Source organism: Novosphingobium pentaromativorans US6-1 (genome assembly GCF_000767465.1).
Classification (GTDB): Bacteria; Pseudomonadota; Alphaproteobacteria; order Sphingomonadales; family Sphingomonadaceae; genus Novosphingobium; species Novosphingobium pentaromativorans.
This window is the reverse complement of the sequence record NZ_CP009291.1, coordinates 694647-709822: the sequence shown is the minus strand read 5'-3', so window position 1 is coordinate 709822 and position 15176 is coordinate 694647. Positions and strand designations below refer to the sequence as shown.

The following is a 15176-nucleotide window of genomic DNA, read 5'->3' as shown; positions in this document are numbered from 1 at the left end:
TCAGTCCTCCCTCTTGAGACTGCTGTCCCTCAACAACTGGCTGAGCTTGCGAACGTCGGCCATGAACTTGCTTTTGCGGTGCACCGCGTTCGTGAGCATGCCCTGGTCCTGCGACGTGCTGACAAGCGGCGCTTCCAGCGAGACCTTGCCCAGCACACGGTGGTTCAAAGTGCGAGAGACATCGTCGAGGTCAATGGTCTTGAACAGACGGTTCTCGACCCGGTTTACGACGATCTCGACGGCAGAACTCTCGATCCCGACCGAACTGAACAGCTCAAGACGGCGGCGCGCCTGGCGCAAGCTGGCGATCGAAAGTTCGCACACCAAAATGATCGAATTGGCAGCCAGTGCCGCGGACAAGGTCCAGTTCGTCCAGTTGGCCGGAAGGTCCAGAACGACATAGCCGAAGCGTTGACGCAGCAAATGGATCACGCGCAGCAACTGGTCGATATCGACCGATTCCAGCGGCAGGATCGCCTCCGGCGCGGTAATGACGGAGAGCCCCTCCGTCGCTTCACCGATGGTCGAAGTCAGCAGATCGTCGTCCAGGCGGTCTCCTGCTTCGAGAAGGTCGTTGAGTGTCCCGCGGGCATTCACGCCAAGGTAGATGCCCACGTTGCCGAACTGCAGGTCGAGATCGACGATCACCGCGCCCGCGTCGCCGGCGTGTTCGGCAAGATCCGCGGCAAGGTGCGTTGCAATCGAGGTCGCGCCGCAGCCGCCGATGGAACGTGCCACGGCTACCAGCGGCGCCAGCTTCTGTGCAGGCCTGGGCTGCGTATCGCGCCGGACCGACGCTTCAAGCACGACCTGCATCAGTTCATCGGGTTCAAGCGGAAGCGCAACAACATCGCTCACGCCCTGGCGCACCAGTGTGCGAACAAGCGAAACGCTGGCATCGCCGATCGCGGCGATCAGAGGGATGTGTGGATAGTCATTACGAAGCGCCGAAAGCCGCCGCATCGCCCCTGCATCGCGAGGATCGACCTCGACGACGATCTGGGTGGCATCGCCAATGATCGCTTCAGGCACCTGCTCGGCCAATGAGAGCTCGTGCGCCCGCACGCCTGCCGGAAACCTGCCCCCGACCGCGGCATCGAAAGCGGAGATGTACGGTCCGCTGGCAATGACGAGGATGTCGGTGTCGCTCTTCAATGTGCCTTCCCTTATCGATTGGGCGAGTTGTTCATGAATTCCCATTGAAGTCACCTAATTGGACACAGTGCCGCTGCCATCTTCCATGGTCAGCGCATACGCGAATGATGGCAGAGGAACGGAAACCTGGAACAGCAGCGTGGTCAGCGGCGTGTATGTCATGTTGCGCAGGCTGACGGTTGTCAGCGGCGCAACGTCGGGGCCGTTGGGATCGCCCGAGAAGCCCAGACCCGACCAGGCGTAAGTGACCACGACATTGCTCGCCGTGATGTCGCCGTCGATCTGCGCCATGCGCGTGACAAGCCGCGTGAAAGCCGCATTGTCGGCCGTAAGCGGAAAACTGCAAGTACCGCCACTGGCGCAAGTGCACGAAGCCGTCGTGCCGTTGCTCTGGCAGGTCACGCCAGGGAAAGCCGTCTGATCGACGACGGTCCCTTGGGGCACACCGCCTGAGACAGCGAAGCTGTAGGTCTTGAGGCCACTTGCGACCATGTCCGTTGCCACGGCCCAGCGGGCGCCGGTCTGTGTCGCCTTTTCCGCCTGATTGATGTTCCAGGCATAGAGCCCGACATCGATTGTGCCGATCAGGGCAATCAACAGGATGGGAAGGACGAGCGCGAACTCCGCTGCGCTGGCACCGTTTTCATTCCGGACAAGATCGAAAAGACGCGTCATAGGCCCATCACCGGACTTTGAGCGGAAGCCTTGAGCCTCCAACCTGTGGTCGCCAGTCCAAGCGTCCCGAACAGGGAAGGATAGGCGACATCGGCGCTGACCGTCACTTTCGGTGCGTTTCCGCCCACGCTGGAATAGATGCCCTGCTGACTGGTTGAGCAAGAAACGGCTATCGAGACGTCCGCATTCGCCCAGCCATAAACGGCCGCAGTGCCTCCTGATATCTGTCCGGTCCGGGCCAAATTCTTCACCGCAGTGGCATCGCCGCCGAAAGTCCCTCCGCAATCGTACTCGCTGAATGGCAGGCGCCCGGCGTAACGGGCGGCGTCACGCACACCCTTCACCACGCGATGTTCGCACATGATGTAGTATGCGCCCTCGAATGTTCCGAAGATCAGGAGCAGGACCAAGGGCAGGATCAAAGCCATCTCGGCTGCTGCCGCACCGGATTGGTTCCGCATGATGGCATGAAAACCGGGCATCGTCACTTCACCAGATAGGGAACGTCGCGGCGGATCTGCTGCGCCGCCGTGCTCCCTCCCCCGCCGAGCTGCGTCGCCCGCACGATTTCAACGTAGACGTCGCTCTTCTCGGTATACTTCGATGCACCCGTTCCGCGCGCGGCCGAGGGTTCGACGAGAAACACATCGACCCAAGACTGGACATGGACGCCCGAAGTAGAACCTGTCACCCCTTCCGCCTGACAATTGATCACGGCCACCGAAATGACACGGCGATCTGGCGCGGCCCCATTCACCGGCACTCCGGGCGGCTGGCAATAAGGCTGCGGCCGCGAAACGATGGAACCATCGCTCTGGTTCTGCAACCGGCTTGCCGCATTGTCGGCTTCGTACTTATAGACCTGATAGCGCGTCGGCGTTGAGGTGCCGAAAGCTCCCGAAATGCTGAATGTTGATGCGTAATTCTGCGAATTGGTCTTGAAATAGGCGTTGCGGTCCCAATTCCCGTCGCCGATCGTACCGCCGCTGCACGAACCGGTGAGGCTGACCGCGTGACACATGTCGCGCGGATAGCCCATCGGCGATGTGTTCGCGATCTCAGTATCGCTCATAGGCGTCGTGGCAGAGGTTGGCCGGTAAGGATGCGGCGCTTCCACCCAGCCATTGCCGCCGCCATTGGCGATCCCGCAATTGCCGGCCCCGCCCTTGTGCATCAGGTCCTTGCGGCTGTTAGCCGATGGTGGGCACAGGCCATTTCCGTTACCGCAAGCCTGATTGAGGCCATTGTCGTAGATGTCGAAACGCGTGTTCAGGGCGTCGAGCACGCTGACCTGTTCGCCGGGCTTGGTGGTGACACTATCGACTCCCACGCAATCTCCGGGAATATCGACGCGTCCGAGGGTCTGTGCCGTTGCCTGCGCGCCGTTACCGGCGTTTGTCTGAAGATAACCGAAATTGCCCGGCCCGTAATTGCCGCCGCCGTCGTTGGCGATCAGGCGCATTCCCTTGCCGACATAATTAGACACGGTGAAGGTCGGATCGGTCGTTTCCGCCGGATTGCACATGAAGACGGGTGGAACCTTGCAGATCGAAGATCCCAGCCCGGCCATGGCGCTGGCGTTCAAAGAGCCGCTCAGCAGCCCCGTCACCGGTGTCAGGGCATAGTCGACGGTGCGGACGGCGACATCGACTTCGATGAAATGTGCATTCGCGTCGCTGGTCGCAGCAGTCGTGGCGTCCTTGTTCTGCCAGAACCGGACGCTTCCGGTCGCATCGCAGGCCGTTTCCGACGGAATGGAAATCGAATGATCGGTGCTGGCCAGCAGGGTCGTGTTGGTGACGAGCGAGATGGCCGCAGTTGCAGCGCGCGAACAGGCACCGGTCTTGCCGTCCAGTTGCGATGCCCCTGCAAGGGCCGCCTGGTCGGCACCGTTCTGCAACTCGCTGTCCATCGTCGACAAGCGGGCGTAGTCGAACCCGACCCCCGCGACCGCAATCAATCCCATGAGGGCAAGGGCATATGTCGCCGCAACCGCGCCGTTTTCATCCTCTTTCAGAGTTCGGAAAACATCGCGCTTCATGGCTGCGTCCCCTGCCCCCGTCAGTTCGATCCGCCGCCTGACGACATACTCGAGGTTGTCGTCATGCGTTCAGGCTGCTTGACCTTGCCTTCGCGATAGCGCTCCACCGCATCTGCGGCGTGATCGCCCGAGGTTTCAGGGATGGCCGTGTCGTAATGCGGATCGGGATCGATGACCTGCGCCATCATCGTCTGACGATTGGCTTCACCGAAGTTGTCCGGCCCGCCCATGTAAGGCGGAGTATCGGTTGTCGCGCAGGCCGAAAGTCCGGCGACGAGAAACAGCGCCGCGGTGAGCCCGGGCAGCATGGACTTCTCAATATTCATAGCCGTCCCCCTTGTCCTGCGTGTCGGCCTGGTCACCCGCCGGTACCGCCGGAGCGACGGGCTGCGGGCTATAGGGCTGTCCCAGCAGGAACGTGTTCAGTTCACCCGGATCGGCAACGCGATCGGTGGGCAGGCGGACCTGGCTGGGCTTGATCGGCGCAACGAGCCTTGGCGTCACCACGATCAGAAGCTCGGTTTCGCCCTTCTTGAAGCCGCTGGAACGGAACAGCGAACCGATGATCGGCAGCGATCCGAGGATCGGCACCTGCTTGATCGTCGTCTCGAAGTCCTTCTGGAGCAGACCGGCGATGGCAAAGCTTTCACCGTCGCGCAGTTCCAGCGTGGTGCTGGCCCGGCGTGTACGCAGGCCCGGGATCACGATATTGCCCACCGTGATCGATGCCGTTGGATCGAGCGCGCTGACTTCCGGCTCGACGATCATGCTGATTGTCTTGTCGCCAAGGACCGTCGGCGTGAAGCCTAGGCTTACACCGAAGGGCTTGAATTCGACAGTGATCGCCTGGTTGCCGTTACCGCCACCTGCACTGCTCTGCTGCGCAACCGGAACCGGGAATTCACCGCCGGCCAGAAACGATGCCTTTTCGCCTGAAAGGGCGACCAGCGTCGGCTGGGCCAGGGTCTTCGCCAGTCCGCGCGATTCCAGCGCATTGAGCGTGGCATCGATGTTGAGCTTGCCGATGGAGAATCTCTGCCGGAATATCCCGAAGGCATCTGTAATCGCAGAAAGTTGCAGGATTCCCTCGCCGGTATCCGGGTCGGGAACCAGTTGTGAGCCCAAGCCGGTCACCGACCGAAACTTGCCGTTATCCGAGTTCGCAAAGGCGCTTACGCCAATATCCTTGCCTGCGGTCCGGTTAACCTCGGCAAAGCGCACTTCCAGCATGACCTGCTGGCTGGAACCCATCGTGACAAGGTTGATCACCTTGTCACCGGCAAAGGCCTTGGCGAGCTGGGCTGCGCGGTCTGCGGCCCCGGCGTTGTTGACCATGCCGGTCAGGACAACGGAGTCGTTGGAGATCCGGGCATCGATCTTGCTGCCGGGGATCAGTTCGTTGATCTGGTCGCTGAGCGCCTCGACGTCGGGGCCGACGGCAATGTCGATGATCGAGATCACCCGGCCTGCACTGTCGTAAAGCGTCAGGCTGGTCGTGCCCATCTTCTTGCCCAGCACGTAGATCGAACGATCCGTGACCGGCAGGATGTCGGCAATGTCAGAGCTGCCGACCATCGCCTTGGCGATCGGTCGGTCGGCCGAGACGACCTGGCTCTTGTTGAAGGGCACTTCCAGCGTGCCCGCATGAAGTCCCCCGGCAGCGAGAGCCTGGGCCCGCGCGGTGTCCGCAGATCCGGCAAGGCCGGCTCCCGACATCGCCACCAGGGCAAGGGCAAGCGCCGTGCGCGTCGTGCGATTAGTAGCCACGTTGCACCTCATACTGGCTGGGTTCGCTGCCACGGAAAATCGTCATCATCGGTCCGCTCCTGCGCGGCGCGCTCGTCGAAGGCGACATGACCGACCGTGAGATCGGTGCAGCCGGAGCTGACGGCGCGCGGCTCTCCCGCGAGGCAATATAGAGCTTGCGGGCTGTCAACTGGTTCGGAAGGACGGTTGATGCCGCGGTAACGGTTTGATCCGTAGCATTACGTAGAGCAAGGCTCAGAACACCAAGCTGCTGGGCCAAGGCCAGCTTCTGCGCGCCGAGCGTATCGACCTGCAGAGTGGCGGTCTTGCTTTCGGCCTTTGGTTCGGTGCTCTTTTCGCTTGCGTCGACATCTATGGCGAGAACAGGAACGGTCGAGAGAACGACGTCCGTCATCTTGTCATCGGCCGCAGCACCATCGCCAGGGATCTTGCGCGTCAGCAGGACGTCAACCGTGTCACCGGGACGAATAAAACCGCCAGCGGCGGCAACAGCGCTGATCGGAACAGCGACGGCATATTGTCCAGCGGGCAGGTTGGCCGACAGGGTTGGGCGGGAAGACAGCTTCGATGCCAGAACGGGTTCGCCAGCGACGATGTTGCGCAAGGTCGCGTTGCCTTTACCAACGGCCTCTGAAATGTCGGTAAATGCACCTTCTGGAACAGAGCTTCTCGGCCAGTTTGTCAGAGTGATATTCTGGTCATTAAGGATCGTACCAAATGGCAACTCTTTGTTCGCCACAACAATCCTTATGAGGTCTTGCTCGCGAGCTATTCGTTTCTGCTGCTCTTCTACTCCGGAGAAGTAGGAGTTGGAAAGAATGACCGCGATGAGGCCAAGTGCCACAGCGATCCCGATAAGAACGATATTGCGCCCGTGCATGTGAGCGCCCCCCCCTAATATGCGACGAAGAAGTGATTGGCTCCACTCCCACCTTGAGAATGGAGCCAAATCAAATCAGCAAGTCTTTGCGGTAATGCAGCCTTCTGCGGTATTCATTGCGCCAGAGATTGCTCCCCCCAGATTGACTGCAGCGAGAGTAATACCCGTGCCGACGATCGCAAGAATGAGAGCGTATTCGGCAGCCGAAGCGCCAGCTTCATCGTTAACGAAATTACGGAAAAACTTGATCATAGCGCACTCCTAGTCAACATTTTGCGGTCCCCCAGCCCCATGGCTGCCCGCCTGACTAATGTTTCCAGGGCTCCGGCATCTATTTCCGGCTAACCCACCGTCCGTGAGAGAGTACACTGGAACCAACGCGACCTATTGTTCTTATAGAACCGTGACTTGCATCGGTTCCTATGCGTAGGTTCCCTCACAGGGCAGGCATAGAATTGATCGGGAAGGTCAAGTTGGTCAATTAAAAAGCTAAGTGTATTTTTTATCTCCGTAATTCAGTAACTTACGAAAGTTAATTGTTGAAATAATTGGTTAATTTCCAAGCACTTGTGGGGATTCGGCATCAACCCGGCGCGATTCGAAAACGACTCACCGTCGATTGGTCCAGCGGAATTTTACCCCTGCTTAACCAAACCGGACCATGTTAAGGGAGGAACGGAAAGGGAAAAATCGGACATGTGGCAACCGCAAACATCGGGCAGTCGCAAGATCGAAAATAGCAAAAGCGTCCTGCTCTCCTGGTTAGAGAGCCGGAGCGTGGCTGCCGTGAACTTTTTCCATTCGCGCATGGAACGGGTCATCACCTATTGGCTAGGCTCGATGCTGCTTTTGGCCTTGGCTAAAGTTGCCGTTGCTGCTGGCGACAAGACGCAAGTCGCAAGCCTGGCCGCCATGATCTTTCCATTCCTGGCCGTGACCATGGCTCCCGTTCTCGGTTACCGGATTGCCTCGTCCTGCTTCCCGCATCGTGACCTTAGCACGCAGCCCGCGATCCGCCTCTGCCGTTACGGCAAATGGCGCCAGCTTGATTGCCTGCAGGCGCGCAGGAACGGTCTTTTTGGTCCGACAGGGTTGATGGCATCGCTTATCGCCGGAATGCTGCTCAATATCCCATTCCGCAGCGGCGAGTTCATGCTCGCCATGCCTGCCATTCCTGTCGGCGCCCCGGCATGGGCAAACACCATGCTGACGATGATGACGCTGGATGTCGTCACCTTGAATTTCTTTTACACCGTCTGTTTCGTCATGGCGTTGCGCGCCGCGCCGATGTTTCCGCGCATGCTCGTATTCACGTGGTTTCTAGATGCCACCATGCAGCTTCTGATTGCCCAACATGTCACGCAGGCTGGTCATCTGCCGCCGCAAGTTGCATCTGCCCTGCATTCGTTGCTTTCCGGCAATATCGAGAAGGTCTTGATCAGCACGGCTCTCTGGCTGCCTTATCTGATCCTCTCCGAACGCGTGAACATAACCTTCAGGCATCGCACACGCTTGAACTGATTGAATTCAATACGATTTCTCGCAGTAAAGCGGCGTCGCTAGAAACCTGCCTGACCCCCAACATCCTTAATATCCGCTAACCACGGGGATAAACGGCATATTGATGCCGCTGCGGCAAGAATTTGCCGTATGAAGTGGTCCCATCTCGTTGCTGCGGGTGTGCCGGTCCTCGGCCTTCAGCTCGCGATTGCTGCGCCGGCGCAGGCTTCGGCCTCCGTTGTGCTGGGGCTGCCGCTGGTTGCCGTGGCGGGGGTGTCGGGCCTTTCCGGCCTCCCCTCATCGCAACCGGACTACTCCGCCAGCGCTTGCGAGGGAGCTGCTTCTGCAGGGCTCATGGCGCGGGTGGCGGAACCTGTTAGCAGCAAGGCGGCAGCGTTGCTGGGCGGCGCGCCGAGCAGGCTTGAACTGATCTCTATGCAGCAGTCGTCTCGCACCGGGCAAGCGTCGCAGACGCTGGTGACGGCGCCGATCGCACCGGCTGCCGGGGGACTGCGCTGCGCAGCCCTGACCCAGTCGCGCACATTGCCGGCGATCTACTCAGCGACGAGCCGCGCCTCGGCCGATCCGGAGAATTTTCTCGGCAGCGCCCGCCTGCCGCTGCGCCATACGACTTTCGATGCGCAGTGGGACCGGGTGCGCCGCGCCGGATTGCCTGGCCGTGCCGTCGCCGCCATGGCCGCGCGCTCCGGCGCCGGGGCGAGCGAAATGACGCTGGCGGCGGTCAATGCCTGGTCCAACCGGCATATCCGCTACCGCGAGGACAGCGAGATCTACGGCAAGTCCGACTACTGGGCGACCGCCAGCGCGACCCTCAAGCACGGCGCCGGGGACTGCGAGGACATCGCGATCTTCAAGATGCAGGCGCTTGCCGCACTGGGCGTGCCGCGTTCCGACATGTACCTGACGATCGCGCGCGATACCGTGCGCAACGCCGATCATGCCCTGCTCGTCGTGAAGCTGGAGGGCCGCTACTGGGTGCTCGACAATGCGACCGACAAGCTGCTCGACGGCGCGATGAGCTACGACTACCGGCCGATCATGTCGTTCAGCACCAGCGGCAAGTGGCTCCACGGCTATACCCGCCAACCGGAACAGGCCCCGACGCTTATCGCCGCACGCTGAACGCTGCCGCCCAGCGTGAAAATCAGCGCTCGGTGAGAGCCTCGTCGAAGGCGCGCAGGACCGGCTTGAACAGGTAGGTCAGGATGCTCTTGCGCCCCGTCACGATTTCCACGTCGCAGATCATGCCCGGCATGATCGGCAGCCGCGTCCCATTCTTGACGATGAACGCCTTGTCGGTTTCCACCATCACACTGTAGTAGGCCTTGCGCTCGACGTCGTCGTAGATGCTGTCCGCGCTGATGTTGCGCACGCGGCCCGTCAGCCCGCCATAGATGGAGAAGTCGTAGGCGGTGACCTTGACGTTGGCAGGATCGCCCACCTTGATGAAGGCGATGTCCTTGGGATCGACGCGCGCTTCCACCAGCAGCTTTTCGCCCACCGGCACGATCTGCATGAGCTTTTCGCCCGCATTCACAAAGCCGCCGACCGTGGTGACCTGCACATCGTTGATGTAGCCGGTCGCGGGTGCGCGCAATTCGTTGCGCTCTAGGCGGGCCTCGGCGCCCTTGATCGTCTCTTCGTTGACCGCGATCTTGGTGGTGATCTCGCTGCGCTCATTGAGCGCTTCCTGCTGGAAATCGAGGCGGGCCTGCCGCAGCTGCGCCTCGGCTTCGCGGATCGCCGCCTGCGCCCGGCCGACGCCCTGCCGCGCCGCGGAGAGCCGCCCCTGCGTGTCGACAAGATCGCGCTGGGCAGTCAGCAGTTCGGTCTTGGGGACGATGCCTTTCTGCGCAAGCGGGGTGAGCATGTTGACCTGGTCCTGCGCCAGCTTCGCGCTGTTCTGGAGCGAGGCGACCGTTGCCTGTCCCTCCTGCAGATCGCGGCGACGCTGATCGACTTGCGCAACAAGAGCGTTCTGGCGGCTCTGCGCGGCGGCGCGGCGCACGTCGGCAAGGCGTGCTTCCTCGGCGCAGATCGTGCCTTCGCCGCAGGAGCTTTCCGTGCCGGTGCCCTCCCCTTCCAGACGATCGGCCCGCGCGGCAAGGCGCTCGTTTTCTGCCTGCAACTGACCCAGCGCGGAAGACGACTGGGAATCGTCGAGACGGACGAGCAACTGGCCCTTCTTCACCATCTGGCCGGGCCGCACGAGGATCGACAGCACCGTGGCCGGGCTGGCGGCCTGGACGAGCTGGGCCTTGCTGGACGGCACGACCTTGCCCATGCCGCGGGTCACTTCGTCGACGCGGGCAAGCCCGGCCCAGACGAACAGCACCAGCAGGGCAACGCCGCACAGGACAATCAGCCTGCGGCTGGCATCCCAGTCGTCGTAACCGATCCGCTGCCTGAAAGACGAAATCATGGCGTTCATCGTGCGAGCACTATCCTTGACGGCGCGGATGCCGTTTCCATCGCCGGTTCGACAGCCTGCGACTGGGCCAGCGTGCTGGCCGCGATGGCGGACTGGTACTTCGAGCTGGCCGACACCGGATCGGGGATCGAGAGGCGCCATTGCTTGGTCGTATCGATGCGCCCGCCGACGTCGTTGGCGGCATGGCGGTCGGTGACGGCCGGCGGGACGGTCAGGCCCGGCGCCGGTGCGGGCTCAACCAGCTGCTGCGATGCGGCAAGCAGGCGCGCGCGCAAACCTTCGTAATCGAGCGCCGGAATGCGCTCGACCCCGCTGTAGGCGCTGGTGAACAGCGCACGCTGGCCCCACTTGCCGTGTAGGCGATAGAAGATGTGGCGGCCGATCTTGTCGATCTTGGCGAGGGTGAAGGCCCACTTGGGCAGGACGTAATCGGCGTGGTAGTTGGTAGCGGTGCCGACGCTGGCCTCGACGCGCCCGGCAAGGGCCTCGCGCGCGACTTCCTGAGCCTCGGCCCAAAGCGATGCCATGGGCGCGCGAAGCAGCGCACCGTCGCAGGTGAAGCTGAACTGGCACCCGGTCGTGCGCTGCGAGCCCTCATAGACGACGCCGCAGACGCTGTTCGGATAGGCGGGATGGCGCACCCGGTTGAGCACGACCTGTGCCACGGCCCGCCTGCCCTCCAGCGGCTCGCGGGCAGCCTCGTAATAAACCGCCTGGGTCATGCATTTCAGCGCCGTGCGATAGGCAGCACCGGAAGTGCCGTGCAGGACGAAGCTGGCCGCGCTTTCCACCGGGAGGCCCGAGACGGCGATCGCGGCATTGCGCTGTTCGGCCTCGCTGCCTTCGACGAGGATCTGCGACTTGTCGTCCACCGTCATGGCTTCGACTTCGCGCAGTTGTTCGGCAGGTACGATGACTGGCGCCGGTTCGTTCGCGCCAAGGCCGAAGATGCTGCGCAGCCCGGGAACCTGCGTGCAGGCGACGAGGCCAAGGAGGACGACGCCGCCAAGCGCCGCAATCATCGCGCGCCTGGCGCGCACCGGGGCAGCGTGCGCATGTGTGCACTGCATTCCTTGCCCTAGGATAGAGGCAGCTGCGGCGTTCACGATCTGGCTCCCATGCCTGCCGACGCAATGATCTCGTCGCGCGGACCGTCAGCGACGATCCGCCCCCTGTCCAGCACGATCAGGCGGTTGCAGATCGAGAAAAGTGCCGGTCTGTGGGTCGCGACAACAAGTGTCTGCGAAGGTGACAGGGATTGGGACAGGCGCTCGACGAAAAGTTGCTCGGTCTGGCTATCCATGGCGCCGGTCGGCTCATCGAGGAACAGCAGTCGCGAGGGCTTCACCATGGCCCGGGCAAGCGACAGGAACGCCCGTTGCCCGCCGGAAAGCTGGACGCCGGATTCGCCGACCGGACGATCGAAACCGCTGGCATCTCGCGAGAGAAACTCGTCCGCCCCCACCTGCCGCAAGGCGCGAAGAAGGTCCTCGTCATGCACGATACCGGCCCCGATCGCGAGGTTGTCCTTGATCGAGCCGCTGAACAGCACGGCATCCTGCCCCACGAAGCGATAGGCGTTGCGCAAGTCCTGCGGCCGGTATTGGCGGCTGTCGATCCCGTCGATCAGCATGGAGCCGGCGGTGGGCTGGTAGAGACCGCAGATCACCCGGCCCAGTGTCGACTTGCCCGAGGCGACCTTGCCGATGATGGCGATGCGGTCGCCCTCTTTGATCGTCAGGTTGATCCCGGCGAGCGAGGGGATCGAGGCCTGCGGATATGTGAATTCGAGATCCTCGGTGCGGACATTGGCACTGCGCACTTCGGGGGTCAGCGAAGTGCTGCCCATCGTGCGCTCATCCTCTTCGAGCCAGACCTGCTGCAGCGAATCCAGCACCTTGCGCGCCTGCTGGCTGCGGGTGAGCAGAAAGGCCAACTGCGCGGCAGGAGAAAGCGAACGGGTCGAAAGCATGACGATGGCGATGATCGAGCCCATCGTGATCTTGCCCGCGTCGAACAGGTAGTATCCGCCGATGACAAGGCTGATGCTGGTAACCTGCTGGAAGGTGGAAGCCAGCGAGATCGCCGCGGAACTGACGTCGCGCAGACGGCGCTGCGAATGGGCACCGGCTTCGGCAAGCTGACGCCAGCGGCCGAGCATCACGCCTTCGCCCGACAGGCTCTTGAGCGTTTCGATGCCCGAGATCGATTCCACCAGGAGCGTCTGCTGTAGCCCGTTGTCGACTTGCGCATCGAGCGCGGCGCTGCTGACCTTGCGCTGCAGGCGCAGGCCGAAGATCGCCATGCACGCCGCCCCGATCAGCGGCACCATCGCCAGCCAGCCCGCGATATAGGCGATCACCGCCAGGAACAGGACGAGGAAGGCCATGTCTGCGACAAGGACAATGGTCGTCGAGGCGTAGAAATCGCGCACCAGTGAGAATTCGGAGACGCGCGCCACGAGGTTGCCGGTGTGGCCCTTGCGCCCGGCGAGCGGGGAGCTCAGCACCTTGGAATAGATCTTCTGCGACAGCTTCAGGTCGAGATCGCGCCCGATCTGGTCCAGCACGCGGGTCCGCGCACGCCGGATCATGAAATCCATGGCAAAGGCAATCAGTACGCCTGCCGCCAGCACCCACAAGGTGGCCTGCGCGCGGTTGGGGATGACACGGTCGTACACGTTCATCGAGAACAGCGGGTAGGACAGCGCCAGCACGTTGACGATGACGGAGGCCACCATCACCGGCCAGAACTGGTCGCGCAGCTTGTACAGCTCGCTCCAGAACCAGTGGCTCTTGGCCCGCTCCTGCCAAGGCGCCCCAGCCTCCCTCGCGCTCGAGGAATCGCCGAAGACGGTGGCCATCCAGCCATCGTAGCGTTCGGCAAGTGCCGCTACCGGCTCCCAGCTTTCACTGCGGGTTTCCGGACGCCAGACCCGAGCATCCGCGTCCTTCACCTCGTGAATGACGGCCACCTGGCCCTCTTCGAACGAAACGATGGCCGGGTAGAACTCCGGCTTGGTCGGCAGCCTGGTGCGACGCGAGGCGTCGCAGTTGAGGCCCAGCAGCTCCAACGCCGCTTCGGCCTGGTGACGCGGCAGGTAGCCTTGCGCATTGCGCGCCAACGAGGAGAACATGACCGGCGCGCAAGAGACGCCGGCCTTTTCCGCCATGCGGGCAATGCACGCGACGAGAAAGTCTTCCTCGCCGCGCTTCACTTCCGTTGCTTCGAACATTACGCTCATCCAGGGGGGCGAGAACCGCCCCCGTTAGCCACTGCCGTCAATCGCCGCGCCGCCATGCGCAGGGTCAGGGATAGGTGCGGTACTGTGTCTCGGCCGGATTGGGCGGACCGTAGTGGAAGCGGTCCCGCTCGTTCATACCGGCCCCGGCACCTGCCGGCACGTTGATCGTGGTGAGGAAGCGATTGGTCGCGGCCAGCACCTGATAACGGGCGAACATTTCCGAGAAGCGCGCGGTTTCGAGCCGGACCTGCACGTTGTAGCGCGTGTTCTGCGCATCGAGCACGTCGAGCAGCGAACGACGCCCGACGTTGAACTGGCTGCGGTAGGAAAGCAGCAGGTCGTCCGACACGCGGCTCTGGTTGCCCAGCTGTTCACCGATGCGCCCTTGCGTCTGCAGGGTGGTCCAGGCGGTCTGGACGTCCTCTTCGGCTTCGCGGGTCACCTGGTAGAGCCGATAGCGCGCTTCGCTCGCGCGGCGCACCATCTCCTGGTAGTTGGCGCGGTTGATGCCGCCGTCGAACACGTTCCAGCGCAGGAAAACACGGGCCTGCACGTCCTTGGTGGAACCGCGGAAACCGTCGATGTCCTCACCGGCGCGGCCGTTCAGGTCCACGCCGATCTTGGGGAAACCGTCGCCGCGCACGCTGTCGGCCAGTGCCCCTGCAGCATCGACGTCCGCCGCCGCTTCCTTGACCAGCGGATTTTCCGTTCGGGCCAGCCCGACCGCCTCGCTGAGGGTGCCCGGCAAGCCTTCCGCCAGTTCAGGCGGCATCGTGACATTGTCGATGTCGAGACCGGTCAGCCGACGCAGCTTGATCTTCGCTTCCGTCAGGTCCTGCTCGGCTTCCGACTGGCGGACGAGCGCGGCCTGCAGTCGTTCTTCCGATTGCTGCTGGTCGGCGATCGAGATCGATCCCTGTTCCACTCCAGTCGTCAGATCGTTCACCAGCGAACGGTGAAACGCCACGTTATCCTCGCTCGCGGCAACGATGCGCTGCTGGAGGAGGATATCGAGGTACTGACGCGCGACCTGAAGGGCGATGTATTCAGAACGTTCGACCACCCGAAGCGAGGCACCGTCGACGCGCGCTGCCTGGCGCAGCAGTTCTCCACGACGGCGACCGAAGTCGAGGGCAACCCATTCCGCACGCACTTCGGCGCTCAGCGGATAGAGTTCCTGCCCGGCAATGCCGAGCGAACGGCGGGTCCTGTTCTCAAGGTGGCGCCAGCCTGCCGATGCCTCGACATCGACGCGCGGGGCATAAAGACCCTGCGCCTGCTTGCGCTCGAACTGGATGGCCTCGGTATTATACTGGGCCTGCGCCACTTCGGGGTTCGAATTGACCGCCACGACTATGGCATCGCGCAGGCTCACCGGGCCGGCCGACTGCGCCAGCGCCACCGAAGCCGTTCCGGACAAAAGGACCGCAATCCCCGCCGCGATGGTTCTACCGTACAACAT

Annotated in this window: 14 protein-coding genes; 2 read left to right on the top strand and 12 right to left on the bottom strand. The window is 62.5% G+C overall.

Annotated elements, in window-relative coordinates:
• The 8 genes from JI59_RS03195 to JI59_RS03160 form a co-directional block, all read right to left on the bottom strand.
• Nucleotides 1-1155: a CpaE/TadZ family protein gene (locus JI59_RS03195; RefSeq protein WP_238532633.1), complete on the bottom strand. Its 1155-nt coding sequence runs from the start codon at nt 1153-1155 to the stop codon at nt 1-3.
• Between the two features lie 54 nt (nt 1156-1209).
• Entirely contained in the window at nt 1210-1830 is a 621-nt protein-coding gene (locus JI59_RS03190) for a TadE/TadG family type IV pilus assembly protein (RefSeq protein ID WP_007015170.1), read from the bottom strand.
• The gene (locus tag JI59_RS03185; protein ID WP_038576871.1) at nt 1827-2291 is read right to left on the bottom strand and encodes a TadE/TadG family type IV pilus assembly protein; all 465 of its coding nucleotides are present in this window, start codon (nt 2289-2291) and stop codon (nt 1827-1829) included. Before JI59_RS03185 ends, JI59_RS03190 begins: the two co-directional genes overlap by 4 nt.
• 23 nt (nt 2292-2314) lie before the next feature.
• Complete coding sequence (locus tag JI59_RS03180; RefSeq protein WP_007015168.1) at nt 2315-3871, bottom strand: TadE/TadG family type IV pilus assembly protein; 1557 nt, start codon at nt 3869-3871, stop codon at nt 2315-2317.
• 20 nt (nt 3872-3891) lie between these two features.
• Entirely contained in the window at nt 3892-4197 is a 306-nt protein-coding gene (locus JI59_RS03175) for a hypothetical protein (RefSeq protein ID WP_232512459.1), read from the bottom strand.
• Entirely contained in the window at nt 4187-5638 is a 1452-nt protein-coding gene (locus JI59_RS03170; protein ID WP_007015166.1) for a type II and III secretion system protein family protein, read from the bottom strand. The genes JI59_RS03175 and JI59_RS03170 overlap by 11 nt, the downstream gene beginning before the upstream one ends.
• Nucleotides 5628-6518, bottom strand: coding sequence for a Flp pilus assembly protein CpaB (cpaB, locus tag JI59_RS03165; protein ID WP_007015165.1), 891 nt, complete (start codon nt 6516-6518; stop codon nt 5628-5630). Before cpaB ends, JI59_RS03170 begins: the two co-directional genes overlap by 11 nt.
• A gap of 75 nt (nt 6519-6593) precedes the next feature.
• On the bottom strand, nt 6594-6770 hold the full coding sequence (locus tag JI59_RS03160) for a Flp family type IVb pilin (protein WP_007015164.1): 177 nt from the start codon (nt 6768-6770) through the stop codon (nt 6594-6596).
• Nucleotides 6771-7214: 444 nt separating this feature from the next.
• On the opposite strand from JI59_RS03160, the gene JI59_RS03155 reads away from it, so the two are divergent.
• Both JI59_RS03155 and JI59_RS03150 read left to right on the top strand, forming a co-directional pair.
• Nucleotides 7215-8039, top strand: coding sequence for a hypothetical protein (locus JI59_RS03155; RefSeq protein ID WP_007015163.1), 825 nt, complete (start codon nt 7215-7217; stop codon nt 8037-8039).
• 129 nt (nt 8040-8168) lie between these two features.
• The gene (locus JI59_RS03150) at nt 8169-9161 is read left to right on the top strand and encodes a transglutaminase-like cysteine peptidase (RefSeq protein ID WP_007015162.1); all 993 of its coding nucleotides are present in this window, start codon (nt 8169-8171) and stop codon (nt 9159-9161) included.
• A gap of 22 nt (nt 9162-9183) precedes the next feature.
• Here JI59_RS03150 and JI59_RS03145 read toward each other — a convergent pair whose 3' ends face one another.
• The 4 genes from JI59_RS03145 to JI59_RS03130 form a co-directional block, all read right to left on the bottom strand.
• Nucleotides 9184-10470, bottom strand: coding sequence for an HlyD family type I secretion periplasmic adaptor subunit (locus tag JI59_RS03145; protein WP_007015161.1), 1287 nt, complete (start codon nt 10468-10470; stop codon nt 9184-9186).
• Nucleotides 10467-11510: a cell wall hydrolase gene (locus tag JI59_RS03140; RefSeq protein ID WP_007015160.1), complete on the bottom strand. Its 1044-nt coding sequence runs from the start codon at nt 11508-11510 to the stop codon at nt 10467-10469. Before JI59_RS03140 ends, JI59_RS03145 begins: the two co-directional genes overlap by 4 nt.
• 62 nt (nt 11511-11572) lie before the next feature.
• A complete protein-coding gene (locus JI59_RS03135) occupies nt 11573-13705 on the bottom strand; it encodes a type I secretion system permease/ATPase (RefSeq protein ID WP_007015159.1) in 2133 nt (710 codons plus the stop codon).
• Nucleotides 13706-13778: 73 nt separating this feature from the next.
• Nucleotides 13779-15176, bottom strand: coding sequence for a TolC family protein (locus tag JI59_RS03130; protein ID WP_038576860.1), 1398 nt, complete (start codon nt 15174-15176; stop codon nt 13779-13781).

What these genes read in the sequence shown, in the direction of transcription:
- JI59_RS03190 (WP_007015170.1), bottom strand. Translation starts at nt 1,830, where the DNA reads ATGACGCGTCTTTTCGATCTTGTCCGGAATGAAAACGGTGCCAGCGCA.
- JI59_RS03185 (WP_038576871.1), bottom strand. Translation starts at nt 2,291, where the DNA reads ATGCGGAACCAATCCGGTGCGGCAGCAGCCGAGATGGCTTTGATCCTG.
- JI59_RS03180 (WP_007015168.1), bottom strand. Translation starts at nt 3,871, where the DNA reads ATGAAGCGCGATGTTTTCCGAACTCTGAAAGAGGATGAAAACGGCGCG.
- JI59_RS03175 (WP_232512459.1), bottom strand. Translation starts at nt 4,197, where the DNA reads ATGAATATTGAGAAGTCCATGCTGCCCGGGCTCACCGCGGCGCTGTTT.
- cpaB (WP_007015165.1), bottom strand. Translation starts at nt 6,518, where the DNA reads ATGCACGGGCGCAATATCGTTCTTATCGGGATCGCTGTGGCACTTGGC.
- JI59_RS03160 (WP_007015164.1), bottom strand. Translation starts at nt 6,770, where the DNA reads ATGATCAAGTTTTTCCGTAATTTCGTTAACGATGAAGCTGGCGCTTCG.
- JI59_RS03155 (WP_007015163.1), top strand. Translation starts at nt 7,215, where the DNA reads ATGTGGCAACCGCAAACATCGGGCAGTCGCAAGATCGAAAATAGCAAA.
- JI59_RS03150 (WP_007015162.1), top strand. Translation starts at nt 8,169, where the DNA reads ATGAAGTGGTCCCATCTCGTTGCTGCGGGTGTGCCGGTCCTCGGCCTT.
- JI59_RS03145 (WP_007015161.1), bottom strand. Translation starts at nt 10,470, where the DNA reads ATGAACGCCATGATTTCGTCTTTCAGGCAGCGGATCGGTTACGACGAC.
- JI59_RS03135 (WP_007015159.1), bottom strand. Translation starts at nt 13,705, where the DNA reads ATGTTCGAAGCAACGGAAGTGAAGCGCGGCGAGGAAGACTTTCTCGTC.
- JI59_RS03130 (WP_038576860.1), bottom strand. Translation starts at nt 15,176, where the DNA reads ATGTTGTACGGTAGAACCATCGCGGCGGGGATTGCGGTCCTTTTGTCC.